Source organism: Rhizobium sp. SRI_017, from assembly GCF_057586295.1.
Genome location: NZ_JBYCZP010000011.1, coordinates 15,599 through 42,472 on the forward strand (window position 1 = coordinate 15,599; position 26,874 = coordinate 42,472).

28 protein-coding genes are annotated in these 26,874 nt (G+C 62.1%); 14 read left to right on the plus strand and 14 right to left on the minus strand.

Annotated features, from left to right (window positions below):
* Positions 1-31: 31 nt before the first annotated feature.
* From ntrB to AC2YI2_RS22205, 9 genes are all read left to right on the plus strand, one after another.
* Positions 32-925, plus strand: coding sequence for a nitrate ABC transporter permease (ntrB, locus tag AC2YI2_RS22165; RefSeq protein WP_487388673.1), 894 nt, complete (start codon positions 32-34; stop codon positions 923-925).
* 11 nt (positions 926-936) lie between these two features.
* Positions 937-1,734: an ABC transporter ATP-binding protein gene (locus AC2YI2_RS22170; RefSeq protein WP_487388674.1), complete on the plus strand. Its 798-nt coding sequence runs from the start codon at positions 937-939 to the stop codon at positions 1,732-1,734.
* 3 nt (positions 1,735-1,737) lie between these two features.
* Positions 1,738-4,188: a nitrite reductase large subunit NirB gene (gene nirB / locus AC2YI2_RS22175; RefSeq protein ID WP_487388675.1), complete on the plus strand. Its 2,451-nt coding sequence runs from the start codon at positions 1,738-1,740 to the stop codon at positions 4,186-4,188.
* A 5-nt stretch (positions 4,189-4,193) separates the two neighbouring features.
* Positions 4,194-4,529 (plus strand): nitrite reductase small subunit NirD, encoded by a 336-nt coding sequence (nirD, locus tag AC2YI2_RS22180; RefSeq protein WP_487388876.1) that lies wholly within the window; start codon positions 4,194-4,196, stop codon positions 4,527-4,529.
* 240 nt (positions 4,530-4,769) lie between these two features.
* On the plus strand, positions 4,770-7,427 hold the full coding sequence (locus tag AC2YI2_RS22185; RefSeq protein WP_487388676.1) for a nitrate reductase: 2,658 nt from the start codon (positions 4,770-4,772) through the stop codon (positions 7,425-7,427).
* Positions 7,399-8,547 (plus strand): siroheme synthase family protein, encoded by a 1,149-nt coding sequence (locus AC2YI2_RS22190; protein WP_487388677.1) that lies wholly within the window; start codon positions 7,399-7,401, stop codon positions 8,545-8,547. Before AC2YI2_RS22185 ends, AC2YI2_RS22190 begins: the two co-directional genes overlap by 29 nt.
* A 131-nt stretch (positions 8,548-8,678) precedes the next feature.
* Complete coding sequence (locus tag AC2YI2_RS22195) at positions 8,679-9,887, plus strand: TIGR03862 family flavoprotein (protein ID WP_487388678.1); 1,209 nt, start codon at positions 8,679-8,681, stop codon at positions 9,885-9,887.
* Between the two features lie 54 nt (positions 9,888-9,941).
* On the plus strand, positions 9,942-10,223 hold the full coding sequence (locus AC2YI2_RS22200) for a hypothetical protein (RefSeq protein ID WP_487388679.1): 282 nt from the start codon (positions 9,942-9,944) through the stop codon (positions 10,221-10,223).
* Between the two features lie 271 nt (positions 10,224-10,494).
* Positions 10,495-11,193 (plus strand): phosphoribosyltransferase, encoded by a 699-nt coding sequence (locus AC2YI2_RS22205; protein WP_487388680.1) that lies wholly within the window; start codon positions 10,495-10,497, stop codon positions 11,191-11,193.
* On the opposite strand, the gene AC2YI2_RS22210 is transcribed toward AC2YI2_RS22205, so the two are convergent.
* The 3 genes from AC2YI2_RS22210 to AC2YI2_RS22220 form a co-directional block, all read right to left on the minus strand.
* Positions 11,148-11,375: a hypothetical protein gene (locus tag AC2YI2_RS22210; RefSeq protein WP_487388681.1), complete on the minus strand. Its 228-nt coding sequence runs from the start codon at positions 11,373-11,375 to the stop codon at positions 11,148-11,150. The genes AC2YI2_RS22205 and AC2YI2_RS22210 overlap by 46 nt on opposite strands.
* Before the next feature lie 126 nt (positions 11,376-11,501).
* Positions 11,502-12,143: an outer membrane protein gene (locus tag AC2YI2_RS22215; protein ID WP_487388682.1), complete on the minus strand. Its 642-nt coding sequence runs from the start codon at positions 12,141-12,143 to the stop codon at positions 11,502-11,504.
* A 176-nt stretch (positions 12,144-12,319) separates the two neighbouring features.
* Positions 12,320-12,700, minus strand: a complete 381-nt coding sequence (locus AC2YI2_RS22220; protein ID WP_487388683.1) for a hypothetical protein — start codon at positions 12,698-12,700, stop codon at positions 12,320-12,322.
* Between the two features lie 87 nt (positions 12,701-12,787).
* Here AC2YI2_RS22220 and AC2YI2_RS22225 point away from each other — a divergent pair, with 87 nt between their 5' ends.
* Positions 12,788-13,096 carry a hypothetical protein gene (locus tag AC2YI2_RS22225; protein ID WP_487388684.1) on the plus strand — a complete coding sequence of 103 codons (309 nt, stop codon included), beginning with the start codon at positions 12,788-12,790 and terminating at the stop codon, positions 13,094-13,096.
* Positions 13,097-13,159: 63 nt separating this feature from the next.
* Here the strand turns inward: AC2YI2_RS22225 and AC2YI2_RS22230 are convergent, their stop codons facing one another.
* The gene (locus AC2YI2_RS22230) at positions 13,160-14,194 is read right to left on the minus strand and encodes a serine hydrolase domain-containing protein (protein ID WP_487388685.1); all 1,035 of its coding nucleotides are present in this window, start codon (positions 14,192-14,194) and stop codon (positions 13,160-13,162) included.
* A 123-nt stretch (positions 14,195-14,317) separates the two neighbouring features.
* Here AC2YI2_RS22230 and AC2YI2_RS22235 point away from each other — a divergent pair, with 123 nt between their 5' ends.
* Positions 14,318-15,349 carry a trans-3-hydroxy-L-proline dehydratase gene (locus AC2YI2_RS22235; protein WP_487388686.1) on the plus strand — a complete coding sequence of 344 codons (1,032 nt, stop codon included), beginning with the start codon at positions 14,318-14,320 and terminating at the stop codon, positions 15,347-15,349.
* Here AC2YI2_RS22235 and AC2YI2_RS22240 read toward each other — a convergent pair.
* The 3 genes from AC2YI2_RS22240 to AC2YI2_RS22250 are packed head-to-tail and all read right to left on the minus strand — an operon-like array spanning position 15,342 to position 17,655.
* The gene (locus tag AC2YI2_RS22240) at positions 15,342-15,746 is read right to left on the minus strand and encodes an aconitase X swivel domain-containing protein (protein WP_487388687.1); all 405 of its coding nucleotides are present in this window, start codon (positions 15,744-15,746) and stop codon (positions 15,342-15,344) included. The genes AC2YI2_RS22235 and AC2YI2_RS22240 overlap by 8 nt on opposite strands.
* Positions 15,743-16,999, minus strand: a complete 1,257-nt coding sequence (locus AC2YI2_RS22245; protein WP_487388688.1) for an aconitase X — start codon at positions 16,997-16,999, stop codon at positions 15,743-15,745. Before AC2YI2_RS22245 ends, AC2YI2_RS22240 begins: the two co-directional genes overlap by 4 nt.
* Entirely contained in the window at positions 16,990-17,655 is a 666-nt protein-coding gene (locus tag AC2YI2_RS22250; RefSeq protein WP_487388689.1) for a 5-formyltetrahydrofolate cyclo-ligase, read from the minus strand. Before AC2YI2_RS22250 ends, AC2YI2_RS22245 begins: the two co-directional genes overlap by 10 nt.
* A gap of 173 nt (positions 17,656-17,828) precedes the next feature.
* On the opposite strand from AC2YI2_RS22250, the gene AC2YI2_RS22255 reads away from it, so the two are divergent.
* Together AC2YI2_RS22255 and AC2YI2_RS22260 are read left to right on the plus strand one after the other, a co-directional pair.
* A complete protein-coding gene (locus AC2YI2_RS22255; protein ID WP_487388690.1) occupies positions 17,829-19,076 on the plus strand; it encodes a YbfB/YjiJ family MFS transporter in 1,248 nt (415 codons plus the stop codon).
* 161 nt (positions 19,077-19,237) lie between these two features.
* Entirely contained in the window at positions 19,238-19,447 is a 210-nt protein-coding gene (locus tag AC2YI2_RS22260; RefSeq protein ID WP_487388691.1) for a hypothetical protein, read from the plus strand.
* A gap of 9 nt (positions 19,448-19,456) precedes the next feature.
* Here AC2YI2_RS22260 and ureG read toward each other — a convergent pair whose 3' ends face one another.
* The 4 genes from ureG to AC2YI2_RS22280 all read right to left on the minus strand — a co-directional run bounded on the left by ureG (position 19,457) and on the right by AC2YI2_RS22280 (position 22,208).
* Positions 19,457-20,080, minus strand: a complete 624-nt coding sequence (ureG, locus tag AC2YI2_RS22265) for an urease accessory protein UreG (RefSeq protein WP_487388692.1) — start codon at positions 20,078-20,080, stop codon at positions 19,457-19,459.
* A gap of 25 nt (positions 20,081-20,105) precedes the next feature.
* Entirely contained in the window at positions 20,106-20,795 is a 690-nt protein-coding gene (locus AC2YI2_RS22270) for an urease accessory protein UreF (RefSeq protein ID WP_487388693.1), read from the minus strand.
* A complete protein-coding gene (gene ureE / locus AC2YI2_RS22275; protein WP_487388694.1) occupies positions 20,761-21,258 on the minus strand; it encodes an urease accessory protein UreE in 498 nt (165 codons plus the stop codon). Before ureE ends, AC2YI2_RS22270 begins: the two co-directional genes overlap by 35 nt.
* Positions 21,259-21,335: 77 nt before the next feature.
* Positions 21,336-22,208 carry a transporter substrate-binding domain-containing protein gene (locus AC2YI2_RS22280; RefSeq protein WP_487388877.1) on the minus strand — a complete coding sequence of 291 codons (873 nt, stop codon included), beginning with the start codon at positions 22,206-22,208 and terminating at the stop codon, positions 21,336-21,338.
* 212 nt (positions 22,209-22,420) lie between these two features.
* Between AC2YI2_RS22280 and AC2YI2_RS22285 the strand changes: the two genes are divergently transcribed.
* Positions 22,421-24,208 carry a glycosyltransferase family 2 protein gene (locus AC2YI2_RS22285; protein ID WP_487388695.1) on the plus strand — a complete coding sequence of 596 codons (1,788 nt, stop codon included), beginning with the start codon at positions 22,421-22,423 and terminating at the stop codon, positions 24,206-24,208.
* 3 nt (positions 24,209-24,211) lie between these two features.
* Here the strand turns inward: AC2YI2_RS22285 and AC2YI2_RS22290 are convergent, their stop codons facing one another.
* Genes AC2YI2_RS22290 through AC2YI2_RS22300 form a run of 3 tightly spaced genes read right to left on the minus strand, consistent with a single transcriptional unit; the run spans position 24,212 to position 26,872 of the window.
* Complete coding sequence (locus AC2YI2_RS22290) at positions 24,212-24,454, minus strand: hypothetical protein (protein ID WP_487388696.1); 243 nt, start codon at positions 24,452-24,454, stop codon at positions 24,212-24,214.
* A gap of 59 nt (positions 24,455-24,513) precedes the next feature.
* Positions 24,514-26,223 (minus strand): urease subunit alpha, encoded by a 1,710-nt coding sequence (ureC, locus tag AC2YI2_RS22295; protein WP_487388697.1) that lies wholly within the window; start codon positions 26,221-26,223, stop codon positions 24,514-24,516.
* A gap of 4 nt (positions 26,224-26,227) precedes the next feature.
* A complete protein-coding gene (locus AC2YI2_RS22300) occupies positions 26,228-26,872 on the minus strand; it encodes a Urease operon accessory protein (protein WP_487388698.1) in 645 nt (214 codons plus the stop codon).
* Positions 26,873-26,874 lie beyond the last annotated feature (2 nt).

Sequence of the window (26,874 nt, forward strand, 5' to 3'; positions counted from 1 at the left end):
CGCCGGCCGACTGAAACATCTGGAGTGAATGATGACTGCACTCGCCCGCAAGGAAAAGCCTGTTTTGGCCGCTAAGCCGCAGACGCAAGGCAAGGTGTTGGCGCTGGCGCCACGGCCGGCCCGGAAATTCGATGCCATGGCCATGGCCACCGGTGTCGCAAAGGCGGTTCTGCCGCCGCTCGTCGTCCTCGCCATCCTGCTGGGCGTCTGGCAGATGCTCTGTTCGGCGCCCGGCTCGTCTTTGCCGCCGCCATCGCAGGTCTGGGAAGAGAGCTACGATCTGATCGCCTCTCCCTTCTTCGATCTGGGCTCGCAGGATATCGGGCTCGGCTGGCGGGTGCTGGTCTCGCTCCAGCGCGTGGCTTACGGCTTCGGTCTTGCGGCCGTCGTCGGCGTGCTTGTCGGCGCGGTCATCGGCCAGTCGGTCTGGGTGATGCGCGGGCTTGACCCGATCTTCCAGGTGCTGCGTACCGTGCCGCCGCTTGCCTGGCTGCCGCTCTCGCTCGCAGCCTTCCAGGACTCCAATCCCTCGGCGATCTTCGTGATCTTCATCACTTCGATCTGGCCCGTGATCATCAACACCGCCGTCGGCGTCCGCAATATTCCGCAAGACTACCGCAACGTCGCGCAGGTGCTGAGGCTCAACCACCTCGAATTCTTCTGGAAGATCATGCTGCCCTCGGCGGCGCCCTACATCTTCACCGGCCTGCGCATCGGCATCGGCCTCTCTTGGCTCGCGATCGTTGCGGCTGAAATGCTCACCGGCGGCGTCGGCATCGGCTTCTTCATCTGGGATGCGTGGAATTCCTCGCGCCTGCCCGACATCATCGTGGCGCTCGCCTATATCGGCATCACCGGCTTCATCCTCGACAAGCTGGTCTCGGCCGTTGGCAGGTTCATCACCCGCGGCGCAGCGACCAACTAAAGGAGGCGATCATGCAGGCCTATCTCAAGCTCGACCATATCGCCAAGCATTTCGATCGCGGCGGCAGCCGTTCCGAAGTCCTTCGCGACATCAACCTCACCATCGGCAAGGGCGAATTCGTCTCGATCATCGGCCATTCCGGCTGCGGCAAGTCCACGCTGCTCAATCTGATCGCTGGCCTGATCCGTGTCTCGACCGGCGCAGTGCTGCTCGAAAACCGCGAGGTCAACGCGCCGGGGCCGGAACGCGCGGTGGTGTTCCAGAACCACAGCCTGCTGCCTTGGCTGACGGTCTATGAGAATGTCAACATTGCCGTCACCAAGGTGTTCGGCTCGAAGAAATCCAAAGCCGAGCGGCATGACTGGATCATGCACAATCTCGACCTGGTGCAGATGGGCCATGCCAAGGACAAGCGCCCGGCGGAGATATCCGGCGGCATGAAGCAGCGTGTCGGCATCGCCCGGGCGCTCGCCATGGAGCCGAAGATCCTGTTGCTCGACGAGCCCTTCGGCGCGCTCGACGCGCTGACCCGCGCCCATCTCCAGGACGCGGTGATGGAGATCCACCATCGCCTCGGCAACACGATGGTCATGGTCACCCATGATGTCGATGAGGCGGTGCTGCTTTCCGACCGGATCGTGATGATGACCAACGGCCCGGCCGCCCATATCGGCGAGGTGCTGGACATCCCGCTCGCCCGACCCCGCAACCGGATCGAGCTCGCCTCGGACCGCACCTACCTCAAATGCCGCGAAGCCGTGCTCAAGTTCCTCTACGAGCGCCACCGCTTCGTCGAAGCCGCGGAGTAACCCATGACCGAGAAACTCGTCATCATCGGTAACGGCATGGCGCCGGGCCGCATGCTGGAAAACCTCTTCGAAAAGGCACCGGGCCAGTACCAGGTCACGATCTTCAACGCCGAGCCGCGGGTCAATTACGACCGCATCATGCTCTCCCCGGTGCTGTCGGGCGAGAAGACCTATGAGGAAATCGTCATCCACGGCGATGGCTGGTACATCGAAAACAACGTGACCCTCTACAAGGGCCACAAGGTGGTTTCGATCGACCGGGACAAGCGGACGGTGACCTCGGATCACGGCGTCACGGAAAGCTACGACAAGCTGGTGATCGCTACCGGTTCGGTTCCCTTCATCATCCCGGTTCCGGGCCACGACATGCCGGGCGTGCTCAGCTATCGCGATCTCGACGACGTCCAGGCCATGCTGCTGGCAGCTCAATCCCGCGCAAAGGCGGTGGTGATTGGCGGCGGCTTGCTGGGCCTCGAAGCGGCGGCCGGCCTCAATGCCCGTGGCATGGACGTCACCCTGCTGCATGTCATGCCGACGCTGATGGAACGCCAGCTCGACCCTGCCGCCGGTTATCTGCTGCAGAAGGCGGTCGAGGAACGCGGCATCACGGTAATGACCAAGGCGAACACCAAGGCGATCGTCGGCGACGGCAAGGTCGAAGGTGTCGAGCTCGCCGATGGCACGATCATTCCGGCGTCGCTGGTCGTCATGGCGGTCGGCATCCGTCCCAATGTCGGGCTCGCCCGCGACGCGGGTCTCGCCGTCAACCGAGGCATCGTCGTCGATGATGGCATGTCCACGTCGGACGGCCGGATCATGGCCTTGGGTGAATGCGCCGAAGTCGGCGGCCAGGTCTATGGCCTCGTTGCGCCGCTTTACGAGATGGCGCGCGTCGCGGCCTGCCATCTCGCGGGCGACACATCCGCCGTCTTCGTTCACTCGGATACGCCGACCAAGCTCAAGGTCACCGGCATTGATCTCTATTCGATCGGCGACTTCGCCGATGGCGACGATCGCGAGGAGATCGTGCTGCGCGATGCCACTGCCGGCGTCTACAAGCGGCTGATCATCAAGCAGGACAGGATCATCGGAACCGTCCTCTACGGCGAGACATCCGACGGCGCCTGGTTCAATGATCTCAAGAAGAAGGCGACCGACATCTCCGAGATGCGCGAGACCCTCATTTTCGGCCAGGCCTATCAGGGGGGCGCCCCCCTGGACCCTATGGCGGCCGTTGCAGCCTTGCCGGATGATGCGGAAATCTGCGGCTGCAACGGCGTCTGCAAGGGCAAGATTACTTCGACCATCACTGCCAAGGGCCTGACATCGCTTGACGATGTCAGGGCTCATACCAAGGCATCCGCTTCGTGCGGATCCTGCACCGGTCTCGTTGAACAATTGATGGCGATCACGCTTGGCGACAGCTACAATCCCGCCGCCGTCCAGCCGATGTGCGGTTGCACCCATCTCGGTCATGACGATGTCCGCCGCCTGATCATGGCCAAGGAGCTCAAGACCATTCCGGCCGTGATGCAGGAACTGGAATGGAAGACCTCGTGCGGCTGCGCCAAGTGCCGGCCGGCGCTCAATTACTACCTCGTCTGCGACTGGCCGGATGAATATGCCGACGATTACCAGTCGCGTTTCATCAACGAGCGCGTCCACGCCAATATCCAGAAAGACGGCACCTATTCGGTCGTACCGCGGATGTGGGGCGGGGTCACCAACTCGGGCGAGTTGCGCGCCATTGCCGACGTGGTCGACAAGTTCAACGTGCCGATGGTCAAGGTGACCGGCGGCCAGCGCATCGATCTGCTCGGCATCGAGAAGGAAGACCTGCCGGCCGTCTGGGCCGATCTCGGCAAGGCCGGTTTCGTCTCCGGCCAGGCCTATGCCAAGGGCCTCAGGACCGTGAAGACCTGCGTCGGCTCGGACTGGTGCCGCTTCGGCACGCAGGATTCGACCGGTCTCGGCATCCGCATCGAGCGTTTCATGTGGGGTTCCTGGACGCCGGCCAAAGTGAAGATGGCGGTGTCCGGCTGTCCGCGCAACTGTGCCGAGGCGACCTGCAAGGATGTCGGCGTGATCTGTGTCGACTCCGGTTTCGAGATCCATTTCGCCGGCGCCGCCGGACTCGACATCAAGGGAACCGAGGTTCTCGGTCTGGTGAAGACCGAGGACGAGGCGCTCGAACATATCGTGGCGCTGACCCAGATGTATCGCGAGCAGGGCCGCTATCTCGAACGCATCTACAAATGGGCCAAGCGCATCGGCCTCGCCGAGATCCGCCGCCAGATCATGACCGACCACGAGAAGCGCCGTGCCTATTACGACCGCTTCGTCTTCAGCCAGTCATTCGCCCAGGTCGATCCCTGGTCGGAGCGCGTCTCCGGCAAGGACAAGCACGAATTCCGGCCGATGGCGACGGTCGGCTATTCCGAGGCAGCTGAGTAATGGAAATGGATATGAACTGGGTAGCCATCGGCGACATTTCGGACATCCCGCTGCGCGGCGCCCGCTGCGTGAGGACCCCTCAGGGCAAGATCGCCGTCTTCCGCACGGCCGAGAACGAAGTCTTCGCCATCGAGGACCATTGCCCGCACAAGGGCGGGCCGCTCAGCCAGGGCATCGTCCACGGCGCGGCCGTGACCTGCCCGCTGCACAATTGGGTGATCTCGCTGGAGACCGGCAAGGCGCTTGGTGCGGACGAGGGCGAGGTGCGGACCATTCCCGTGCGGAACGAGTACGGGAAGCTATCGATAGCCCTAGAGTCTATGCTGATGGCGGCGGAATGAGAGGGATGCTGGTCGTGGCGATACCCCCCTCTGTCCTGCCGGACATCTCCCCCTCAAGGGGGGAGATTCGCAAGAGGTTCGCTCATCGATCTTCATGGGTCAATTGGCGCTCGACCATTGAGGCCTGTCTTGGGGCAGCAACCGTGCTGCATCACATCTCCCCCGTTGAGGAGGGGATGTCCGGCAGGACAGAGGGGGGTAAGCCAAACTCTCATACGCTGACGCATGCGAGATACCCCGATGCCGCATGAGGTCAAGACCACCTGTCCCTATTGCGGTGTCGGCTGCGGCGTGATCGCCATGACCGATGAGGCGGGAAAGGTCTCGGTCAAGGGAGATCCTGACCATCCCGCCAATTTCGGACGGCTGTGCTCGAAGGGTTCTGCACTGGCCGAAACGATCGACCTTGATGGCCGGCTGCTGCATCCCGAGATCGGCGGGGACCGGACTGATTGGGACACGGCGCTCGATCTCGTGGCGTCGAAATTCTCGGAAACCGTACGTGAGCACGGCCCGGATTCAGTTGCCTTCTATGTCTCCGGCCAGTTGCTGACCGAGGACTACTACGTCGCCAACAAGCTGATGAAAGGCTTCATCGGCTCGGGCAATATCGATACGAATTCACGGCTCTGCATGTCCTCCTCGGTCGCCGGCCATCGCCGTGCCTTCGGCTCGGACACGGTGCCTGGGACCTATGAGGATCTTGAACTCGCCGACCTGGTGATCCTCACCGGCTCGAACATGGCTTGGTGCCATCCGGTCCTTTATCAGCGCCTAGCCGCCGCCAAAGCCGCGCGGCCCGGGTTGAAGGTCGTGGTTATCGATCCCCGCCGGACGATGACCTCCGATATCGCCGACCTGCATCTTGCGATCCGGCCCGATGGCGACGTGGCGCTCTTCACCGGCCTGCTCGCTCATCTCGCCAAGACGCCGGCGATTGATGAAGCCTTTGTGGCCGAACATACGACCGGCTTCTGCGATGCCTTCAATGCAGCGATGCAGCTCAGCTTCGACGAGTTGATGGAGCGGACCGGCCTGCCGGCGATGCATCTTCGTCGCTTCTTTCAGATGTTCGAGACAACCGAGCGCGTCGTCACCTGCTACAGCCAGGGCGTCAACCAGTCATCGTCGGGCACCGACAAGGTCAATGCGATCATCAACTGTCATCTCGCCACTGGTCGCATCGGCCGGCCCGGCATAGGGCCGTTTTCGCTGACCGGCCAGCCCAATGCCATGGGCGGCCGCGAGGTCGGCGGGCTCGCCAACATGCTCGCCGCCCATATGGCGATCGAGAATCCGGAACATCGCGATCGGGTGCAGCGCTTCTGGCAATCGCCGGCGATCGCGACGAAGCCCGGCCTGAAGGCAGTCGATATGTTCAACGCCGTGGCCGATGGGCGGATCAAGGCGCTCTGGATCATGGCAACCAATCCCGTCGTTTCGATGCCGGATGCCGATGCCGTCGAAGCCGCGATCAAGGCATGCCCCTTCGTTGTCGTCTCCGACATGTTCGCCACGACCGATACTGCGCGGCACGCCGATGTGCTGCTGCCGTCGCTCGGCTGGGGCGAGAAGGATGGAACGGTCACCAATTCGGAACGGCGTATCTCGCGCCAACGATCCTTCCTGGCGCGCGTGGAGGACGCGATGCCGGACTGGTGGCAGATGACTGAAGTCGGCCGGCGCATGGGATTTGCTGCCGCCTTCGACTACCAGTCATCTGCCCAGATTTTCGCCGAGCACGCCGCGCTCTCGGCCTTTGAGAACGAGGGTGGACGGGACTTCGATATCGGTGCCCATGTGGAGATCGACGACGCGGCATATGATGCGCTCGCGCCTTTCCAATGGCCGCAACCGGCTGCCACGGCGCCCAGGACGAGTCGCTTTTTCGCCTCGGGTCGTTTCTACCATCCTGATGGTAAGGCGCGTTTTATCACCCTCGATCTGCCCGAAACGGAGCGGCGCGACGCGCGTTATCCGCTGACGCTCAACACCGGCCGCATCCGCGACCAGTGGCATACGATGACGCGGACCGGCCGGAGCGCGCGGCTCTCGTCGCATATCGCCGAGCCCTTTGCAGAGCTGCATCCGAAGGACGCGGCCGAACTCGGCATTGAAAGCGCTGCATTGGTGGAGATCGAGAGTCCGCATGGCCGGGTGATCGTCCGGGCGCTTGTGACGGACCGGCAGGCGGTCGGGAATGTCTTTGTTCCCATGCATTGGAACGACCAGTTTGCGGCCAAGGCGCGGATCGACGCGCTGGTGGCGCCGATCACCGATCCGCATTCCGGCCAGCCGGCATCGAAGAATGTTGCCGTGGCGGTCCGTCCCTATCGTGCCGATTATTACGGCTTTGCTGTCGCGGCCGAATGCTCCGGTGCACCCGATGCTGCCTATTGGGCTCGTGCCAAGGCCCAGGACGGCTGGCGCGTCGAGCTTGCCTTCGGCGTGGCGCCCGAGGACTGGGTGGCGTGGTGCCGGACCGCTTTTGCGATACCCGAGCATATCGAGCCGCTCGGTTACGCCGATCGACAGAGCGGTGACCTTCGCCTTGCATTCTTTGATGGTGAAAGGCTGTGGGCCGCGCTCTTCCTCGCCAAGCAGCCCGTCGGCGTTGCGCGCAACTGGGCAGTCGCGCAGCTCGCCACGAGTCACCAGGATCGCCGGCAGCGTCTTGCGCTGGTGGCGGGGCGCCCCGGTGCGGATCGGGTGGATCCCGGTGCGACCGTTTGCTCGTGCAATTCCATTGGCGTCAACCAGATCGTCACCGCAATCCGCGGTGGCTGCCACGATGTCGAATCTGTTGGCCGTCAAACCTCGGCCGGCACGAATTGCGGCTCCTGCCGCGCCGAAATCAGGAGGATCATCGATGGATGTCTCAGGGCAGCCGCGGAATAGCGGCGCAGCACGGATCGGCGAACTCGCGACGCTGCCGGTCTTTTTCGATCTCAAGGGCAAGCCGGTGCTGGTGGCCGGCGAGAGCGATGGCGCAGCCTGGAAGGCGGAGCTGCTGGCGTCATGCGGCGCCGAAGTCCATCTCTTCGCCCGCCTGGAAGAGGCCTCCGATGCGATCCGCGTCTTTGCTGCGCGCGCCGATGTGGTCCATCACGACTGCGGCTGGGAGGCAGCCTATTTCAGGCACTTCGCGCTGGCCATCGGCGATTGCGCACCGGAGGAGGCTCGAGCTTTCCATGATCGTGCCCGGGAGGCCGGTGTACCGGTCAACGTCATCGACCAGCCGGAATTCTGCCAGTTCAAGTTCGGCAGCATCGTCAACCGCTCGCCGCTGGTGATCGGTATCTCCACGGATGGCGCGGCGCCGATCCTGGCGCAAACCGTCCGTCGCAAGATCGAAGCCTTGCTGCCCCGGCAGTTGAAGCTGTGGGCGGAACTGGCCCAGGCAATGCGCGGCCGGGTGAACAAGATGCTCGAAACGGTGCCGGCGCGGCGCCAGTTCTGGGAGCGGTTTGCGGATCTCGCCTTTGACGGTTCGGCCGATACGATGCAGGCCGAGAAGCTGCTGAAGACGGCGAACCAGTCCTCGGACCGGAAGACAACGGGCCGAGTCAGCGTCGTCGGTGCAGGGCCGGGCGATGCAGAACTTCTGACATTGAAGGCCGTTCGTGCGCTACAGGCCGCCGATGTCATTCTGTTTGATGACGCGGTGCCGACGGAAGTGCTGGAACTCGCCCGGCGCGAAGCCCGACGTGTCTCCGTGAACGGGGCGTCCGCAGGCAGGCGCGGCAATGTCGCCACGATGGCGGTCGATCTGGCAATCGCGGGCAAGCGGGTCGTGCGGCTGGTCGCGGGCGATCCTGCCGCTTCCATCACCGCGCGTGAGGGGATTGCGGATCTCCGGCGCGAGGGCATTCCCGTTGACGTCATTCGTGGCGTCAGTGCTGGTGACGAAGCCGACCTTCCGGCAACGCGTCCTGCCCGCGTCGGGTCTGTCCATCTCTTTGCCGGACAGTATCATCGCGGCGGCGCGCCGCTGCCATCCGCGCCGGCCCAGGGCTAGCGGCGCCGATCTCTGTCGTAGCCGCCAACGGTGCAAGCTTTCGCCACGCCTGTGCCAGGCTCTGAATTCATCGCTCGCTTGCCAGCCAATGCCCGCTGGTCCATGACAGGAAAAATCACCGTGGACAGGTCATGGCAGGCAAGGACGTTGCGATCATCGGAGGTGGCCCGGCTGGCCTGATGGCGGCGGAGGTGCTCGGCGCGGCCGGGTGCAAAGTCACGGTCTGTGAAGCGATGCCGACTGTCGGCCGCAAGTTCCTGCTCGCTGGGAAGTCCGGGCTGAATATTACGCATGCCGAGGACTATCACCGCTTCCGCATGCGTTTCGGCGATGCCTCGGCGCGGCTGCGGGCAGCGCTGGATGCCTTCACGCCTGGGGATGTGCGGGCTTGGGCGGCTGGGCTTGGCACGGAGACCTTCGTCGGCTCGTCACAGCGGGTATTTCCGCGATCGATGAAGGCTTCGCCTCTTCTGCGTTCCTGGTTGCGGTATCTCGACGAAATCAGGGTCGAGGTGCTCACACGACATCGCTGGACGGGCTTCGACGGCGACGCGCTATGCATTGAGGGACCCGAAGGTGTGAAGCGCATTCAGCCGGCGGCCACCCTGTTTGCCCTTGGTGGTGCGAGCTGGCCGCGGCTGGGGTCGGATGCGGTCTGGACCGACTGGCTGGCGGAAAAGGGCGTGAAGATCGAACCTTTCCGACCGGCGAACTGCGGCTTCGATGTCGCCTGGAGCCACGTCATGCGCGATGGTTTTGCGGGCGCACCTCTCAAAGGCGTTACGGCGACGTCGTTGGCGGGGACGTTCCCAGGCGAGTTCGTGGTGAGCGCGCACGGCATCGAAGGCAGCCTGGTTTATCATCATGCGGCGAGCCTACGCGAAGGACTCGAGCGGGACGGCCATGCCGAACTCATAATTGATCTCGCGCCAGGGCGCAGCATCGAGCGTCTGACGGCCGACCTTGCCAAGCAGGATCGGAAGGCCAGTTTTTCGACCCGGCTGCGCAAAGGTGCTGGCCTTGAAGGTGTGAAAGTCGCACTGCTCCGCGAACTGGCTCCAGGTTCGAGCACCGGCAGTCCGGCCGAACTCGCACAGCACATCAAGCATCTGGCAATTCCCGTCATCCGGCCGAGGCCTATCGCCGAAGCGATTTCCTCGGCGGGCGGTATCAGCTTCGAAGGCGTCGATGAGCACTACATGCTCAATGCTCTTCCAGGAATGTTCGCCGCAGGCGAGATGCTCGACTGGGAGGCGCCGACGGGCGGCTATCTGCTGACGGCCTGTTTTGCGACCGGAAGGGCCGCCGCGTGGGGTATTCTCGATTGGCTGGAACGTTGAGCTGGTTGCGCGCGTTCACTGCGTGGGAGCGAGCTAAAGTAAGGGGACTGCCTCATGAGACATCCGTTCACCTCGATCTATTTCGATCTCTTCCGGCTCGGCTGCGAGTCGTCCATGGTCGTCGGCCTTCGGATGATGACACTCGCCGCGGGCGGCACGAAAGCGATGTCCGAAGCGCATCTGATGACGGTCGAGAAGCTGCAGGCGGCTTCTTTCGTTACTGTCGACGGCCTGTTCGGGCTCGCCGGCGGCAGGTCGGCCGAGTCGATCGGGCGGAGCGCTATTGCGCATTATCAACGAAAAGTGGTCGCCAATCGAAAGCGGCTGCTCCGGTAGCGTTAAGCTGTCACCTATGAAACATCCGAGATCGGGCGCGACGTGCGAATGAAACACCAACGGCATACACATCTGCCAACGGAGGGATTTCATATGTCGCACCTGCTCGTTCTCGCCTTCATCGCAGTCCTCGCTTTCGGCACCTTGCCGCAGCCGATTGCCCTGGCCAAGCGCATCAGCCGTCGATAACGGAATAGGCCCGGCCCAATCGTCACGCAGCTGAACGCCTAGGGACTTTTGCGGTCCACCATCCCCATCGGGAGATACGCCCATGTCATTGGGCGAAGTTAAGCAGTTCACCGACAGGATCGATGCCGGCCGGCAGCTTGCGGAAGCGCTGGTCCGCGAGATTCCGCGTGATCCGGTCGTCCTCGCTTTGCCGCGCGGCGGCGTGCCGCTCGGCCTCGAAATAGCGCGGCGCCTGCGGGCGCCACTCGATCTGCTGCTGGTGCGCAAGATCGGAGCGCCCGGCAACAGCGAGTATGGCATTGGCGCGGTAATCGAAGGGCCGCCGCCGCAGCGCGTCATCGATGAAGACGCTCGTCGATATGCGGGGGCGAGTGACGCCTACATCGAAGCGGAAACGCAACGCCAGATCGGCGTCATCGCCAAGCGCCGCGAACTCTATCTCGCAGATCGCAAATCCATTGCGTTGAAGGACCGCAATGTCATCGTCGTCGATGACGGCATCGCCACGGGCAGTACCGTCCGGGCGGCGCTCAAAGGTCTGCGCGGAATGGGCGTGGCTTCGGTGACGCTCGCCGTGCCGGTCGCGCCGGCTGAGGTGGTGGTGACGCTCAAAAGCGAAGTCGACAGCTTGATCTGCCTGAAGGCGCTCGGCGACTTCCGTGCCGTCGGCGATCATTATCGCGATTTCGGGCAATTGACGGATGAAGAGGTCATCGCGTCCCTGGCAGAAGCCGTTCAGCCGGAACGCGGGACGTTGTCCTCGCTGTCGAGGTCCTCGTAGGCCTTCTTGATCTCATCGATGCTCTCGGGATCGGCGCTGGGCGGATCACCCGGCGTACCGAATGACGGGCCTTGATCGATCGCCTTGGCCGCATTCTCGACCTCGTCTTTTTCGAGGTGCGACTGCCCGAGATGAGGCGTAGACGGGCCAACATGCTGGTCCCGGGGTTTGAAGTTTTCCATGGATCACTCCTCTTCCCCGGGACCTGTCCGCCGCGGGTCGTACATTGAATGCGCGAGGGCAAAGGAAGGTTCCAACAAAAAGGGCGCCGTGAACGGCGCCCTCAAGTACTTGAAAATCAAGCGGGATCAGAATTTGTAGCCGATGCCGATGATAGCATTGTGCTGCTGGAAATCGGCCTTCGTGCCCGAGAAGTTCTGCTTGCCGAAATCGTTGAAGCGGTATTCGGCACGGGCAAAGATATTGTCGGTAAACTTGTAGTCGACGCCGGCGCCGACGGTCCAGCCGTTGATCAACTTTTCCTTGGTGTTGTTATTGCCGGCCGGATCGACGAAGGCATTCGCCGCGGCCCAGCCACCTGTGCCGTAGATGAGGGCATTGTCAAAGGCGTAACCGACGCGAACACGCGCGCTGCCACCCCAGTCGGTACCCGTCTCGATGCCGCTGTATTTCTTTTCGTTCCATTCGTATTTCAGATCGCCTTCCAGACCGAAGACGATGTTGTTGTCGAGCTGCTTGTTCCAGCCGACAAACTTGCCGACCGTGCCGCCGGTCGTGGTGCCGTTGCGGGTGAGCGTACCGTCGTCGAGGTCGCTGCGCAGCCAATTGGCACCGCCAAAGATGCCGAGATAGGCACCGTCCCAGGAATAGACCTGCGTCTCTTCCATCACGGTCTCAGGTGCCGCGGGAACAGGCTCCACAAGATCGGCCGCCATCGTGGTGGTGGCCGTACCCGCCAGCAGAGCGGAAACGAGGATTGTCCTGATCATTTATTGTTACTCCTTCGACTTGTCCCATCGGGGAAACCCCAAAGCCCCTGATAACGCCTGGTGCTTTTGGTTCCGTTCAAATAGGCGGGAAACGAGGTCATTCCATGGCACGGGCCTCTTCGTGCGACCTCCCGCCGCATCCGGGCAATGAAGCCCGGAGGAAGAATTCAGTTATTTCAACGGCTTAGTCGCCCAATGAGAAAGCCCGCAAAAGCCGCCCAAAGCGCTGCCTTGACGGGATTCTGTGCGATCAAATCGGTCGAATTTTCGGCAAGGCGACGTTTGACATAATGCGATGTCGCCTCCGCAATATGGGAAACCGACTCCTTGATCTGTTCGATCTCCGCGCCGATAGCAGCGATCTCGGCACTGTTGTCTGCGGTTGCTGCCTCCGCCGCGTCGACCCCTTCTCCGGCAAGTGTCGAGGCCTCTTCTTCGGGTGTGCTGGCGTGGTTGGGCATGTCCTGATGTGGTTGAGCCATGGCGATCGTCCTCTCTATGGTGCCGCCAGAACGCTCGGTCGCCGCATCCGTTCCGCCCTGGCGGCTGACGTTCACAGATTTTGCAAAGTCGCCAGTTATGTGCTTTGAGGCCAAATGAGGCGCGGCATCCGGCCGCCCACGAATCAGAAAGGTGAAAACGTCATGATCGAACCGATCGGAGTCCTGTTGTATGGAGAGAACGATGACGACATCGCCGTCATCGTTGGAGACGAGCATGACGACATCCAGTTCCGCTTCATCATGCTGGTTGGCGGGCGCACGGGCGAGACGCTGAAATTCCAGCCGAGTGACCAGATGACCGTCGGCGAATTCTTCGAATCCATGGATGAGGCACCCGGCAATCCGAGCGAAGACGCGATCCTGCAACTCCTCAAGCGCGAGGAAAATGCTGCGGTGCTGGTGGCCTTCGATGGCGAGCCGCGCACATTTGATCTCGACGAGATCAACTGATCGCTGAGATATTTTGCCCAAGGCGCGCCGGAAGGAACCTTCCGGTGCATCACCCCGACCGAGCTAGTTGGTGTCGGCCTTCGGATTCGTCGCTTGCATCGCCTTTGTGGCGGCGATGATCTCGGACAGAAGTGCATGCAACGCGTCGCGATGGCCGGTGCGGGCGGAGTTCGACGTCTCGTCCGATGTCATCACCACCGTGAGTTCCAGACGCGGCACGATGTAGAGCATCTGCCCTCCATAACCCCAGCCGTAGCGTATCTGCTCGCCGCCGATCTCTCGCGTGAACCAGCCATAGCCGTATTCGTCACCGGTGAAGCGCGAATTCGTGCGCGGCTTCCACGACTCGTCGATCCATTCCTTTGAGATCAGCCGCTTGCCTGAGGGCGTGACGCCGCCTTTGCGATAGAGTTCGCCAAAGGCGAGCAGCGAGCGTGGGCTCATCGACATCAGGTTGCCGCCGACATAGATGCCCTGCGGGTCGCGATCCCAGGAGGCGATGCGGAAGTCTTCAAGTGGGCCAAGCCATTCAGACGCGAGCGATCGTGTCGAGCGGCCGGTCTTCTTGGTCAGGATTGCCGAGAGCAGGTGGCTGGAACCGGTCGAATAGATCATCCCGCCGCCGGGACTGTCTTCGAAGGGTTGGGAAAGCACGGAGCGAACCCAATTCCTGCTTTCCGTCCAGGCGCCATAGTGTTCGCCGGAAATAGAACGCAGCCCCGACTGCATCGAAAGCAGGTTGCCGATCGTGATCTCGGACAGGCGCGGATCGGCATTGTCAGGCATATCGAGGGCAAGCACGGTAATGATCTTCTGGTCCGTGCCTTCCAAGATGCCCTTGTCTATGGCGATACCCACCAGCGCCGAAATGATCGACTTGGAGGCCGACATGATGCTGGTCGGGTCCTTCGAGGTATAGCCGCGATATCCATGCTCGGCGATGATCTTGCCATGATGAGCGACGACCACCGTCCGGAGCGGTTTGAGCGCCTCCGCCTCTTCCAGCGCTGATGTGATCGAAGCGGTATCGGCCGCCTGCGCCAGGGCCGCGGGCGATACCAGCAGCGAGACGGCAAGAATGGCGGATCGTAGAAACATGCCCCGGCTCCTGTCCTTAAACTCGACTTTGCGGCAAGTCGGCCTATGGGGCAAGACTTGGCCTCTTTCGGGACGGCGCCGGCGTGCTATGGATCACGATATTGTCATATCAGGGTTGAAATCATGCGCTCTTCCAAGGTCATCCATGTCGTCACCTGCCATGCGGAAGGGGAGGTGGGCGACGTGATCGTTGGCGGGGTCGCGCCGCCACCGGGTGATACGATCTGGGAGCAGAGCCGCTTCATCGCCCGCGACCAGACGCTGAGAAATTTCGTGCTCAACGAACCGCGTGGTGGCGTCTTCCGCCATGTGAACCTGTTGGTGCCGCCCAAGAACCCCAAGGCGCAGATGGGCTGGATCATCATGGAGCCCGAGGACACGCCGCCGATGTCGGGCTCCAATTCGATCTGCGTTGCGACAGTATTGCTCGACAGCGGCATCCTGCCGATGACCGAGCCGGTGACACGTGTTGTGCTGGAGGCGCCTGCCGGGCTTGTCGAGGTTGTGGCGGAGTGCAGAAACGGCAAGGCCGAGCGCGTTACCGTTACCAACGTGCCGAGCTTCGCCGCGAAGCTCGATGCTATCATCGAAGTTCCGGGGCTTGGTAAGCTCACAGTCGATACGGCTTATGGTGGCGACAGTTTTGTCGTGGTTGATGCCGAGAGGCTCGGCTTCAAGCTCGTCGCGGACGAGGCACGGCAACTGGCTGAAACCGGTATCCGCATCACCAAGGCGGCGAATGAGCAGCTTGGCTTCTCGCATCCGGAAAACACGGGTTGGGACCACATTTCCTTCTGCGCCTTCGCCGGGCCGCTCTATCGCGAGGACGGCAAGCTGGTGTCGCGCTCGGCGGTGGCGATCCAGCCCGGCAAGATCGACCGATCGCCGACCGGTACGGCGATTTCGGCGCGGATGGCGATTCTCAACGCACGGGGCCTGCTGAAGGAGAGTGAGACACTGACCGGTGTCTCGATCATCGGTTCCCGCTTCACCGGGACGGTGGTGCGGGAGACAACGGTCGCCGGCCAAAAGGCGATCATCCCCTCGATCTCCGGACGGGCCTGGATCACCGGCACGTCGCAGCTGATGCTTGATCCGGCCGATCCCTGGCCGGGTGGGTACAAGCTGTCGGACACCTGGCCGAAGATCAGCTGAGGGTGATTTCGGCGTCTTTGCCCGCAATGCTGATCGCAACCATCTGGCCATGCGCGATCGCGTCGATCGGCGCTACGACGACCGGGCAGACGATGCCATAGAGCGAGCGCGCCACCATGGCGCCTGCCGTCACGATCGGGTCCGGCCGTTCCATGACGATGGCGATCGGACCGTTGCCGTTGCGGAGGGTCTCGGCGAGCACTGAGGAAGCCGAGGACGAGCCGCGGCCGGAGGGCATGACAAGCACGTGGCCTTGAAGCGTCGCGCCGAAATGCGGTTGCGAATGGTCGATGATCTTCCCCGTCTCAGCCTCGACGCCACCCCAAAAACTGAGCGGTGTCGGCAGCCTCAGAGCCGGACCGGACGCTGCGCCGCGGACATGAAAGACACCCTTCATCGGCCCGGCCTCACGATGCGGCCTAGGACCGCCGAGGCGACGCAATCCTCCATCGAGCCGAAGCCGACCTGCACGCCGATATTGGAAGGAGCGTAATGCGCCCACTTCCCGGAATTGGTCATGACCGTGCCGTCCAGCCGTTCGAGGATGGCGGTCAGGTAGGTGCAGGTATCGGTGACGACCTTGAGCCCATAAGCGTCTAGCCCATTGAGCAGGCCGTCGCGGAGGAGGCTGTCATGCACCTCGCGGCCAGTGTTCACATAAATCGGGATGCCGGCGCGTGGTTCGGCCGCGCGGATCAGCGGCACAAGCCGCTCCCATTCAGCGCGGGAAAAATGCGGCGTGCCAAGACAGACGGCCGTGATCGGTGTGCCGTCTGATGACGTCGAGAGATGGGCGAGCGTGTCCCGGATATCGGCCGGCGTGACAACGATCGTCTCTTCCGGCGCATAGCCGTGGAATGCATCCTTCAACGTCGGCGCTTCCGGCGTGATACCGACAGCATGGAACAGGCCGACGGCGCCGGACGAGGCCGAGGCCGCGCCGAGCGCTTTCAACTGGTCCTCGTCGCGTGGAGTTGGGAGGCCTTCGATAACCGGGACGCGATCACCGGATTTGAGCCCGATGATCAGACCGATGGCGACATAGAGCTGGTCCAGTTCGAACTGGCCATCACCAAAACCTTCGAGCCGAAAGAGGATACGCCCGCGACGGTTCGCATCGAGATGCAGTCCATAGGCCGGCGCGCGGCCGGTGATGGCGCAACACAGGTCGATGAAATCGCCGTAGCGGTTGGTGCGGGCGCCGATCACCGAATTGGCGAAGACGATGGCGTTTGATTCGCCCCAGGCGATCTGCTCGCCGAAGCGCGGCCGGAACATGGTCTGGTAGGGCGCGCAGGTGAAGCTCGGCATGCAGCCGAGTTCTTCATGCGCCCGCATCAACCGGGCCAGCGGCTGTTGCTCGGCCTGTGGCATGAGCATGATTTCGGGGTGGATGAGGTCGACCGAGCCGACATTGAGCGTCGTCGGCACCGCGACCTTGCCGCTGAGCGAGACCAGCCGCTCGACGAAATCGAGGCTGACCTGGCCGTGATAGAGACAGCCGTCGATATGGCTGCCGGCGATGTCGACGAATCCTTCTGCGCCGACTGACCCCGCGAAGGCATGGAGGATTTCGAAGGCGAATGCCTGGGCAGGTCCCGCCTCGCCTTTGAGGCGTGCGCGGTCTTCCGCTGAAAGTGTCAGTGCCACAGCCCCTTCTCCGTGATGATCCGGGTCATGGGTATGTCATGCGGCTGGGGATGAATAGTGGGAATGTGCTGGCTCGAATAGCCGACGCCGATCACCAGCGGCTTACCTGGATGGGCGGCGAGTGTGCGATCGAAGAAGCCGCCGCCATAACCGAGCCGGTAGAGTTGCGGGTCGAAGCCGACCAATGGCGAGATGACGATGTCGGGCAGCATTTCGACACCCGCCGCTGGGATCGGGATGTTCCAGATTCCCCGGTCGAGCTTCTCGCCCTGTTTCCACGACTTGAAGATCAACGGCTTGCCCTTTTCAACCACGATGGGAAGGAGGCAAGTCGCGCCACGGGCCGTAGCACGCTCGATCCAAGGGCGCAGATCCGGTTCTCCGCGGAAAGGCCAATAGAGGCTGATCGCCTTGCCGGCGATGTCGTCGAGTTCACTGTCGAGCGCATCGGCAATGGCTTGGGAACAGGCAGTGCGGGTTTCTGCCGGGATGGCGAGCCGGGCGGCGATCAGTTCTTCGCGGCGCGCCTTGCGCCATGCCGGTACGCCCTCCGGCGGGGCAGGCGGCGCAAGCCCGGCATAGGCCGGATCGATCTCGTGCAGCATGCAAGCCGGCGAGGAATAGTCGCCGGGGTTGTCGTCTTCATCATGCGGCATGATGACCTCCCATCGCCCGAGAGATGACCAGAACGCCAACGATATCGCAACGCCGCGTCGCGCCACCCTATGTCGCAGCCACCGACACATCATCAGAATTGATGGCAGGTATGACTTTATTCAGTTTGTTTGACGCTGCGCCCAGCCGATATGATCAGCAGAAGGAATATCCGATGACGCTTGATATGGCTGCAGCATCCACAAACAAATCAACTGAGGCGCTGGTGGTTGCGCTGGCCGGGGCGCTGTCGCTCTCGGTCGCCATGGGCATCGGCCGTTTCGCCTTCACGCCGCTCTTGCCGATGATGCTGCATGATGGCGTCGTCGATCTGCATGGTGGCAGCACGCTCGCGACGGCGAACTATCTCGGCTACCTGGCTGGTGCCATCCTCTGCATGACGCTGCCGGGCTTCCTGCGACGCTTTGGCCGGTCGATGCCCGACAATGCCCGGCTCGTGCGCTTCTCGTTGGTCATGACCGCCCTGCTGACCTTGGCCATGGCCTACCACGCCGCGGCGCTTTGGCCCGTCTGGCGGTTCGCCTCTGGTGTCATAAGTGCGGTGGCATTCGTCTATACGTCCGGCTGGTGCCTGGGGCGATTGGCGGCACTGCAGCAGGGGCATATGAGCGGCGTGATTTATGCCGGCCCGGGCATCGGCATCGCGCTATCCGGTCTCGGCGCCTTCGCCATGACGAATGCCGGCGCCAACTGGATGCTCGGTTGGACCGTATTGGGTCTGGCGGCGCTGGCGCTGAGCATTGCCATCTGGCCAATCTTCGCGCCTGCTCCGACCGCTTCTTTGCAACCTGCTCGTTCCGAGAGTGCCGCGCATCACGCAAGAAAGGGTTGGACGCCCGAGGAAATTCTCCTGACCCTAGCCTATGGCCTTGCCGGCTTCGGTTACATCATAACGGCAACCTTCCTGCCGGTTATCGCCCGGGCCGCGCTACCCGGTTCTGGCTGGGTGGATCTGTTCTGGCCGCTGTTCGGCATCGCCGTGGCGATCGGCGCACTGTTGACCCGAATGATTTCCGCCTCGGTCGATCGCCGCACTTTGCTAGCGATCTGCTATGTGTTGCAGTGCCTCGGTATCCTCTCGTCGCTCCTGGTGCCGACGATCGCCGGCTTCGTCGTGGGCAGCATCTTGCTCGGCCTGCCATTCACCACGATCACACTCTTCGCCATGCAGGAAGTGCGGCGTTTGCGACCGAACGAACCCACGGCGTTCATGGGACTGATGACGGCTGCCTACGGCATTGGCCAGATCGCCGGGCCGCCGCTTGTCTCCGCCATCCTGGCGCGTGCGGTGTCATCAGATGCGGGTTTCGCGCTTTCACTCGAAGTGGCATCCGGAAGCCTGTTTTTCGGCGCGCTCGTCTTCCTCTTCATGAAATTTCGTTTCCCTATCACTGATATGTGAAGTGAGATGAAGGTCGATTCTGGCCGTTCGTCTTGGAAATGCCGCGATCCCAAACCCATTTCATTGAAAGAGGCTGTTACCTGGAGAATAACCGGTCGATTGGAACCGTATTAACTTCAGAACATTATGATTGCGAACTTGGCTCGAAAAAGGAGGCCGCAATGAGTGCATTGAATTCCGGTCTGTTCCTGGTCTCGGCGGTCGCATCCGGTTCCGGCCTCAGCGGGCTTTCTCAGGAAACGTTCAAATTGCGTACGCCGAAGCGGTTGAAAAAGCTGGTGAAACGGGTCGATCCGACCTATACGCCGCTTTCAGCGCGCAAGAAGGAGGAACTCATGCAGAGTATCCTCCATGACGATTGGCACGAATAGGCCGCGCGATCAGGCGGCCTGTTCCAGTCCCCCATAATTGGTAAGATAATCGACGATCTCGGCGACGCCATCGCCGCGCTTCATATCCGTGAAGAGAAAGCGCTTTCCGGCGCGCATGCGCGTCGCATCCCGTTCCATGACATCGATATCGGCGCCGACATAGGGCGCGAGGTCCTTCTTGTTGATGACAAGCAGATCCGACTTGGTGATGGCTGGGCCGCCCTTGCGCGGGATTTCTTCGCCCTGGCAGACCGATATGACGTAGATCGTCAAGTCCGCGAGATCAGGCGAGAAGGTCGCTGCGAGGTTGTCACCGCCCGATTCAATGAAGACGATGTCGAGATCCGGGAATCTGCGATTGAGATCGGCAATGGCCGCGAGATTGATCGAGGCGTCTTCGCGGATCGCGGTATGCGGGCAGCCACCCGTCTCGACGCCGACGATACGGTCGGACGTCAGAGCCTGCATCCGTACCAGCGCCTCGGCGTCTTCCTTGGTGTAGATATCGTTGGTCACCACGGCGACCGAGTAGCGTTCGCGCATGGCCTTGCAGAGCTTCTCTGTCAACGCGGTCTTGCCCGATCCGACGGGGCCGCCGATGCCGATGCGAAGAGGTCCGTTGCGTGATGTCATGGCTTTGTCCTTGGGTCTTGCGCTATCAGGATCGGAAGAGGCGGGAATGCAGCTGTTCGTGGCGCGCCGACATGATGTCGGCGATGACGGTGGAGCTGCCGAGGTCTTCGAGGGTCGAGGTGGTCGCCATACGTGCAGCCTCCAGAATTGTCGGTTCGAGTCCGGCGAGGAGCGCCATGGCATCGCGCTGCCCCAGCACGCTCAGCCGGATTGCGGCCGATACGGTCTGCGAGCTAAAGGCATGCAGCCAGGCGACGAGCGTGTCCTGCAGGCCAATACCATTTGCAGCCGCGACAGCGCCGACGGCCACGGCGTAAGGTGTATCTTGAGCCACCGCGCCAGCCGCATCAGGCGACCAGGGCCGTGCGGCCTCGAGGAAGGCATCGCCCTGCGCGGTCGCTTCGAGATAGCGCTCGGCTGAGCCGGCCAGTGCGCGGGCGAGGTCTGCGACCTCTGTTAGCCGCCCGGCATCGCCATAGGCATTCCAAGCCTCAGCAAGCAGCACTGCGTCATTGTGGAACTGCCCACGGTTGATCGCGCTCTCCAGCCATTCTCCGAGTTCTGCTGCATCGTTGATATGCCCTTCCCGCACCGCGGCTTCGAGCCCAGCCGAATAGGCGAATCCGCCTACCGGAAAGGCGGGCGAGAGCCATGTCAGGAGCCGAAGCAGCGATAGGTTGTCAGTGGTCATGGTGGTCGTGATGATCATGGCCATGGTGGTCATGCTGGCCATGCGAGCCGTGGCTATGATAGGCGCCATGCACCGGCTGGAAGGGTTCCGTCACTTCGGTCACCGTGGCGCCCAGACCTTCGAGCATGGATTTGATGACATGGTCGCGCTCGATGAGGATGCGCTTTTCCTCGATCTGCGCCGCGAGATGGCGGTTGCCGAGATGCCAGGCAAGTTCGATCTGGTGGACGATGTCTCGGGGTCGAATTTCCAGCAGCGGCTCCTCGGCGGCAATCACCTCGACATGACCGGCATCATTTTCGAGTTCGAGGAGATCGCCATGCTCCAGCACAATCGGTTCCTTGAGGTCGAGCATCACGACGTCATCATGCGCCATATGCAGCAGCTTGCGGCGCAAGTGGCGGCCGTCATGGGTGAGAACGACGACGTCGATCGGCTTCGTGCTGACTGTACCGGGTTTGACGACTCGGGTTGAGCGGTAGGGCATGGCATTCTCTTTCCAGTTGGCGGGATCATGACTCCGCGAGGGCGTCCGGGGCAATGCGTAAAAGCGGAACCTCGGCCCTAAAGTCCGTGCGGGAAATAACGAAGATAGATCTGGTTCAATCGTCCACTTCTCGACAGCGCGAGAAGTGCCGCATCCATGCCCTGGGCGATCAGCGGCGCATCCTTGCGGGTGACGAGCGTCAACCCATCACCGAGAATGGCGCGCGAATAGTAGGGACCGCCAAGGAAGCGGCAGCAGCCAGCGGCTTCGGTCGATTCCAGCCAGAAGGCGAGTTGCAGGCCATCGCCGAAAGCGGCCTTGACCTCGCCCTTCTTGAGGGCCGCCAACAGGTCTTCGCGTTTCGGATATGCCTTCGGCTTGAAGCCAGGGAAAAAGTTCGTCAGTATGGCTTCATGCGCCGTCCCCGCCACGACACCGGCCTCGCCCGGCTGAAGGGCGGAAGGCTCGGTCAACTTCGTCTGGCCGACCACCGTCACGAAGCGCGCCGGCAATTGCATGAAGGGCCGCGACAGGCTTGCTTTCTCCCGGAGATCCGGGGTGACTCGAAGACCGGCCGCAATCACATCGCCCTGATCCTTCTCCAACGCCGTCATCAGGTCCTTGTAGGGCAGCGCTTCGATCTGGCAGCGCTCGAGAACATTGAGTTCGCGGCAGATCTCGCGTGCAAGGTCGACATGAAACCCGGAAAGCTTGTTGGACTGATCGATAAAGTTGAGTGGCGGAAAGTCGACCGTGGTAAGAAAGCGGATGCGAGGCACTGAAGCCAGGTCAGGTCTCTGCAAGCGTTCACGCGGGTCGAACATCAACGGAAGCTCGACAGTATTGGCCGTTTGTGCCGACGCGCCGTGCGGGCTCGACAGCAATGAAAGGTACATAAGCGCAAGCGCGAAAAAACAACGTGACACAACCATGAGCTTCTGTATTATCATTAGAAGTTTAGCCAGTTTCGAACGTTTCTTATTGTGCGATTTCCATGCTGGACCGGTGGGGACACGACCGCTCAACACAAGGGATTGCTCCTTCCCGGCCCGTCCGGATTGAAGGCGATCCGGCGTCGCCTTCAAGACTTATAGCTGAACAGGGAAACGAGGAAGAGAGATTTCTCCTGCGGCTCGGCTTTTCCAAGCCGCTGGTTGCGGCGATGAAGGCGCGGGCGGCAAGCAACGGAACGACGATCGAAGCGGAACTGCTGGCTTGCGGGCATGTTCAGGAAGCCGCCTACTATGGCGCATTGGCGCGGGTGCTCGGCGTGCGTTTTGTCGAGAGCATCGAGCCGGTCGATGTCAACGACAGCACGACACTCGACAGCCAACTCGTCAAGCCGGGCGTTCTTCGGGTGACACCACCCGATAGTTCCGCCTTGACGCTGGTGGTGCCAGAGGCGCGCGACATCGCGAGGTGGGTGCAGCGTATCCGGAATTCCGACACGCTGGCATCGATCATGGCGGTGACAACGCCTTCGGCGTTGAGACGCGCGGTGTGGAAGGCGGGCGAGCGCCGGCGGGTCGATGTGGCGGCCGACAGCCTGTTCGACGATCAGCCGCGTCTGAGTGCGCGGTCTGTTCTGACCGGAGGTCAGGGGTTCCTCGCCGGATCCTTGTTGATGGCGTTTCTCTGCTGTTTCCTGCTCTTTCCTTTCGAGACCCTCGACGCGGTGCACATCTGTCTGTCCGCTGCGTTCTGTATCCTGATTCTTCTGCGCGGCCTGGCACTTGGTCGATCGCAGCCGTCGAAATCGCTGGCACCGATTGCCGACGATCAGCAGCTGCCAGTCTACACCGTTCTCGTGGCGCTCTACCGTGAGAAGGAAATGGTGCAGCAGCTCAGCAATACATTGATGCGGCTCGACTGGCCCACTTCCCGTCTCGACATCAAGCTGATTTGCGAGGCAGACGATCGTGAGACGATCGATGCGCTTCAGGGACTGAATCTTCCGCCGCAGTTCGAAATCGTCGAGGTGCCTGATAGAGCACCGCGGACGAAACCCAAGGCACTCAATTATGGCCTGGCCGGCGCCCGGGGTCGGTTCGTCGTCATCTATGACGCCGAGGACAGGCCGGAGCGGCAGCAGTTGCGCGAGGCCTATGGGCGTTTTCGCGACGCGCCGGAGGACGTCGCCTGCCTGCAGGCGCCGCTGATCATCTCAAATGCCGGCGACAGCTGGCTGTCTGGTCTGTTTGCGCTCGAATATGCCGGTCTGTTCCGCCGGCTTTTGCCTTATCTCGGCAACCGGCACCAGCCGATGCCCCTCGGTGGCACATCCAACCATTTCCGCATCGACGCTCTTCGGGCCGTCGGTGCCTGGGATCCGTACAATGTGACCGAGGATGCGGATCTTGGCATGCGCCTTCATCGCTTTGGCTACCGCGTCGAGACGCTGACCCACTACACCTTGGAGGATGCACCAACAGAACACTCGGTCTGGCTGGGTCAGCGAACCCGCTGGTTCAAGGGCTGGATGCAGACCTGGCTCGTGCTGATGCGCCAGCCGGTTCTGCTGACGCGAGAACTCGGCCTGCGCGGCACGCTGATGTTCCACATCCTCGTGACCGGCATGCTCGTCTCGGCGCTCGGCCACCCGCTGATTCTGCTCTTCATCGCGATGACGATGTGGAACCTTGGCTTCGCGCCTCACGCAACGACGTTCGAAATCGTGATGTTCGTGCTGGACTGGTTCAATATTCTTGCCGCCTACACGGTTTTCATCCGGCTCGGCTGGCGGCCAATGGGAAGGAACGAGCGGCAGCGAGTGGGCAATCGATGGCTGCAGGTGCCGGCATACTGGATGCTGATGTCGGTGGCGGCCTGGAGAGCGGCGATCGAGCTCTATCGAAATCCGTTCTTCTGGAACAAGACGCCACATGTGCCGAGCAAGAGCGGGCCGAGGTCGTCAAATGCCGAGGACGATGCAAGTACGGCTCCTCGGTGAATCTCAGTCGATAATGTCGAGCCTTTGCTTGATGCGGCTGACCTCATTGGTCAATCGATCGATGCGAGCTTCCAAATGCGCGACCCCCTCCGCATCTGACGCTTGGTCGCGACGCAACGAGGCAATCGATATCTCGATGCGCGTCAGGCGGTGGCCGTGTTCGCGGAGCATATCTTTCATTTCGTGCATATCTCCGCGCATCGCGCGCAGATGTTCAAGCACAATATTTGTCGGATCGTCGGCCATACGAGGCTGTGTTCCAAGGATCGTCTCTTGAAAATAGTCGCATCGCAGAGTTTTGCAACTCAGAACAGGAAATACCGCTGCGCCATCGGCAGCACAGTCGCGGGCTCGCAGGTCAGCAGCACGCCGTCGGCGCGGACTTCGTAGGTCTCGGGATCGACCTCGACATGTGGCGTCAGGTCGTTGAGGATCATCGACTTCTTCGAAATGCCGCCGCGGGTGTTCTTGACCGCCACCAGATTCTTGGCGACGCCAAGGCGCTGGGCAAGCCCGCCGTCCAGCGAAGCCTGCGACACAAAGGTCACCGAAGAGTTGGTGCGCAGCTTGCCATAGGCCGCGAACATTGGACGGTAGTGCATGGGCTGCGGCGTTGGGATCGAGGCGTTGGGGTCGCCCATGGGCGCAGCCGCGATGGAGCCGCCCAACAGCACCATTTCCGGCTTGACGCCGAAGAAGGCTGGCGACCAGAGCACGAGGTCGGCGCGTTTGCCGACTTCGACGGAGCCGATCTCGTGGCTGAGCCCCTGTGCGATCGCCGGGTTGATCGTATATTTGGCGATATAGCGGCGAACGCGGAAATTGTCGTTGTCGCCCTTCTCATCGGGCAGGCGGCCGCGCTGGCGCTTCATCTTGTCCGCCGTTTGCCAGGTGCGGATCGCGACTTCACCGACTCGACCCATGGCCTGGCTGTCCGACGAGATGATTGAAAACGCGCCCATGTCGTGGAGGATATCTTCCGCGGCGATCGTCTCCTTGCGGATACGGCTTTCGGCGAAGGCGATGTCCTCGGGAATCGACGGCGACAAGTGATGGCAGACCATCAGCATGTCGAGATGCTCGGCCAAAGTGTTGACCGTGTAGGGCCGCGTCGGGTTGGTCGAGGAGGGGATGACATTGAGCGACCCGCAGACCTTGATGATGTCAGGCGCGTGGCCGCCGCCGGCGCCTTCCGTGTGAAAGGCGTGGATCGTCCGACCCTTGATCGCGTCGATCGTGTCCTCGACGAAGCCGCTCTCATTGAGCGTGTCGGTATGGATCATCACCTGGATGTCGTATTCGTCGGCCACCGACAGGCAGTTGTCGATCGCGGCCGGCGTCGTGCCCCAGTCCTCATGAAGCTTCAGGCTCGATGCTCCCGCGAGCACCATCTCCACCAGCGGTGCCGGCAGCGAAGCATTGCCCTTGCCTGCCAGCGCGAGGTTCATCGGAAAGCCATCGAAGCTCTCGATCATACGCTCGATATGCCAGGCACCTGTACAGGTGGTGGCGAGCGTGCCATGCGCCGGGCCGGTGCCGCCGCCGAGCATGCAGGTCACGCCGCTCATCAGCGCTTCCTCGATCTGCTGCGGGCAGATGTAGTGGATATGCGCATCCATGCCGCCGGCGGTCAGAATCTTGCCTTCGCCCGCAATCGCCTCGGTCGAGGGGCCGACGATGATGGTGACGCCAGGTTGCGTATCCGGATTGCCGGCCTTGCCGATCGCGACAATTCGCCCATCCTTGAGGCCGACATCGGCTTTGACGATGCCCCAATGGTCGATGATCAGCACATTGGTAATGACGGTATCGACGGCGCCCTGCGCCCGCGTTGCCTGGCTCTGGCCCATGCCGTCACGGATGACCTTGCCGCCGCCGAACTTCACTTCCTCGCCATAGGTCGTAAAATCCTTCTCGACCTCGACGAAGAGCTCGGTATCGGCCAGCCTCACCTTGTCGCCGGTCGTCGGGCCGAACATCGAGGCATAGGCGGCGCGGGACATCTTGTAGGACATGGGATCAGGCTCCTTGGACGTAGTGTCTTGAATATTTGATCGAAAGCCGGGCGAGTTGGCCGCGCTGTATCAGATCGTCCACCCATCTCCGCTCGGCTTCCCAAGGATGACCGTCCCAGCCCTGATGGCCGAATCCAGCAAGGAAGATTTCGTCATCGGGCTTGCGGTAGTGGGCGAGAAATTCGGCGACAGCCACGGCGCCGGTCGAAGGCACGACATAGGGCTCCGGCTCGTGGGCTGCCAAGGTGCGGTCGAGTGCTTCGTGGGTGGCGGCGGGTATGATGTGGAAGTCCTTGCCGTTCTGTCGGGCGTAGTCAGCAAAACCGTCCGTACAGTCGTCGCAGAAATCGTCGAGTTCGGGATGGTCACGCAGGATGTCGGGGCGCATGGACCTGAACTTCGCGGGGTCGCGGACGCACCAGATCGAGGAGGCGAGCCAAACGGATTTGTTGCAGGCCCAACTGGCCCCTTCCGTCATTGCCTTACCTGGCCGGCCCGTGTTGCAAACCGCCACGATATCGGTTTTGCCACCGCCGACGCCGACGGAACGGCAATCGTTGAAGCGCATCACGAGGCCGGCGGCATCGATGATATCGGCGAGCCCTTCACCGATTTCTCCATTGCCGACGATCATGATGCTGCGCGCCATCT

Bases quoted from the DNA above. Each gene is read 5' to 3' on its own strand.
- ureE (WP_487388694.1), bottom strand. From the start codon at position 21,258: ATGCCCTACCGCTCAACCCGAGTCGTCAAACCCGGTACAGTCAGCACG.
- AC2YI2_RS22240 (WP_487388687.1), bottom strand. From the start codon at position 15,746: ATGAAGGGTGTCTTTCATGTCCGCGGCGCAGCGTCCGGTCCGGCTCTG.
- AC2YI2_RS22210 (WP_487388681.1), bottom strand. From the start codon at position 11,375: ATGGAAAACTTCAAACCCCGGGACCAGCATGTTGGCCCGTCTACGCCT.
- AC2YI2_RS22235 (WP_487388686.1), top strand. From the start codon at position 14,318: ATGCGCTCTTCCAAGGTCATCCATGTCGTCACCTGCCATGCGGAAGGG.
- AC2YI2_RS22205 (WP_487388680.1), top strand. From the start codon at position 10,495: ATGTCATTGGGCGAAGTTAAGCAGTTCACCGACAGGATCGATGCCGGC.
- AC2YI2_RS22270 (WP_487388693.1), bottom strand. From the start codon at position 20,795: ATGGCCATGATCATCACGACCACCATGACCACTGACAACCTATCGCTG.
- AC2YI2_RS22280 (WP_487388877.1), bottom strand. From the start codon at position 22,208: ATGATAATACAGAAGCTCATGGTTGTGTCACGTTGTTTTTTCGCGCTT.
- AC2YI2_RS22215 (WP_487388682.1), bottom strand. From the start codon at position 12,143: ATGATCAGGACAATCCTCGTTTCCGCTCTGCTGGCGGGTACGGCCACC.
- AC2YI2_RS22195 (WP_487388678.1), top strand. From the start codon at position 8,679: ATGGCAGGCAAGGACGTTGCGATCATCGGAGGTGGCCCGGCTGGCCTG.
- AC2YI2_RS22185 (WP_487388676.1), top strand. From the start codon at position 4,770: ATGCCGCATGAGGTCAAGACCACCTGTCCCTATTGCGGTGTCGGCTGC.
- ureG (WP_487388692.1), bottom strand. From the start codon at position 20,080: ATGACATCACGCAACGGACCTCTTCGCATCGGCATCGGCGGCCCCGTC.
- nirB (WP_487388675.1), top strand. From the start codon at position 1,738: ATGACCGAGAAACTCGTCATCATCGGTAACGGCATGGCGCCGGGCCGC.
- ureC (WP_487388697.1), bottom strand. From the start codon at position 26,223: ATGTCCTACAAGATGTCCCGCGCCGCCTATGCCTCGATGTTCGGCCCG.
- AC2YI2_RS22260 (WP_487388691.1), top strand. From the start codon at position 19,238: ATGAGTGCATTGAATTCCGGTCTGTTCCTGGTCTCGGCGGTCGCATCC.
- AC2YI2_RS22300 (WP_487388698.1), bottom strand. From the start codon at position 26,872: ATGGCGCGCAGCATCATGATCGTCGGCAATGGAGAAATCGGTGAAGGG.
- AC2YI2_RS22230 (WP_487388685.1), bottom strand. From the start codon at position 14,194: ATGTTTCTACGATCCGCCATTCTTGCCGTCTCGCTGCTGGTATCGCCC.
- AC2YI2_RS22250 (WP_487388689.1), bottom strand. From the start codon at position 17,655: ATGCCGCATGATGAAGACGACAACCCCGGCGACTATTCCTCGCCGGCT.
- AC2YI2_RS22285 (WP_487388695.1), top strand. From the start codon at position 22,421: ATGAAGGCGCGGGCGGCAAGCAACGGAACGACGATCGAAGCGGAACTG.
- AC2YI2_RS22225 (WP_487388684.1), top strand. From the start codon at position 12,788: ATGATCGAACCGATCGGAGTCCTGTTGTATGGAGAGAACGATGACGAC.
- AC2YI2_RS22255 (WP_487388690.1), top strand. From the start codon at position 17,829: ATGACGCTTGATATGGCTGCAGCATCCACAAACAAATCAACTGAGGCG.
- AC2YI2_RS22190 (WP_487388677.1), top strand. From the start codon at position 7,399: ATGGATGTCTCAGGGCAGCCGCGGAATAGCGGCGCAGCACGGATCGGC.
- nirD (WP_487388876.1), top strand. From the start codon at position 4,194: ATGGATATGAACTGGGTAGCCATCGGCGACATTTCGGACATCCCGCTG.
- ntrB (WP_487388673.1), top strand. From the start codon at position 32: ATGACTGCACTCGCCCGCAAGGAAAAGCCTGTTTTGGCCGCTAAGCCG.
- AC2YI2_RS22290 (WP_487388696.1), bottom strand. From the start codon at position 24,454: ATGGCCGACGATCCGACAAATATTGTGCTTGAACATCTGCGCGCGATG.
- AC2YI2_RS22200 (WP_487388679.1), top strand. From the start codon at position 9,942: ATGAGACATCCGTTCACCTCGATCTATTTCGATCTCTTCCGGCTCGGC.
- AC2YI2_RS22170 (WP_487388674.1), top strand. From the start codon at position 937: ATGCAGGCCTATCTCAAGCTCGACCATATCGCCAAGCATTTCGATCGC.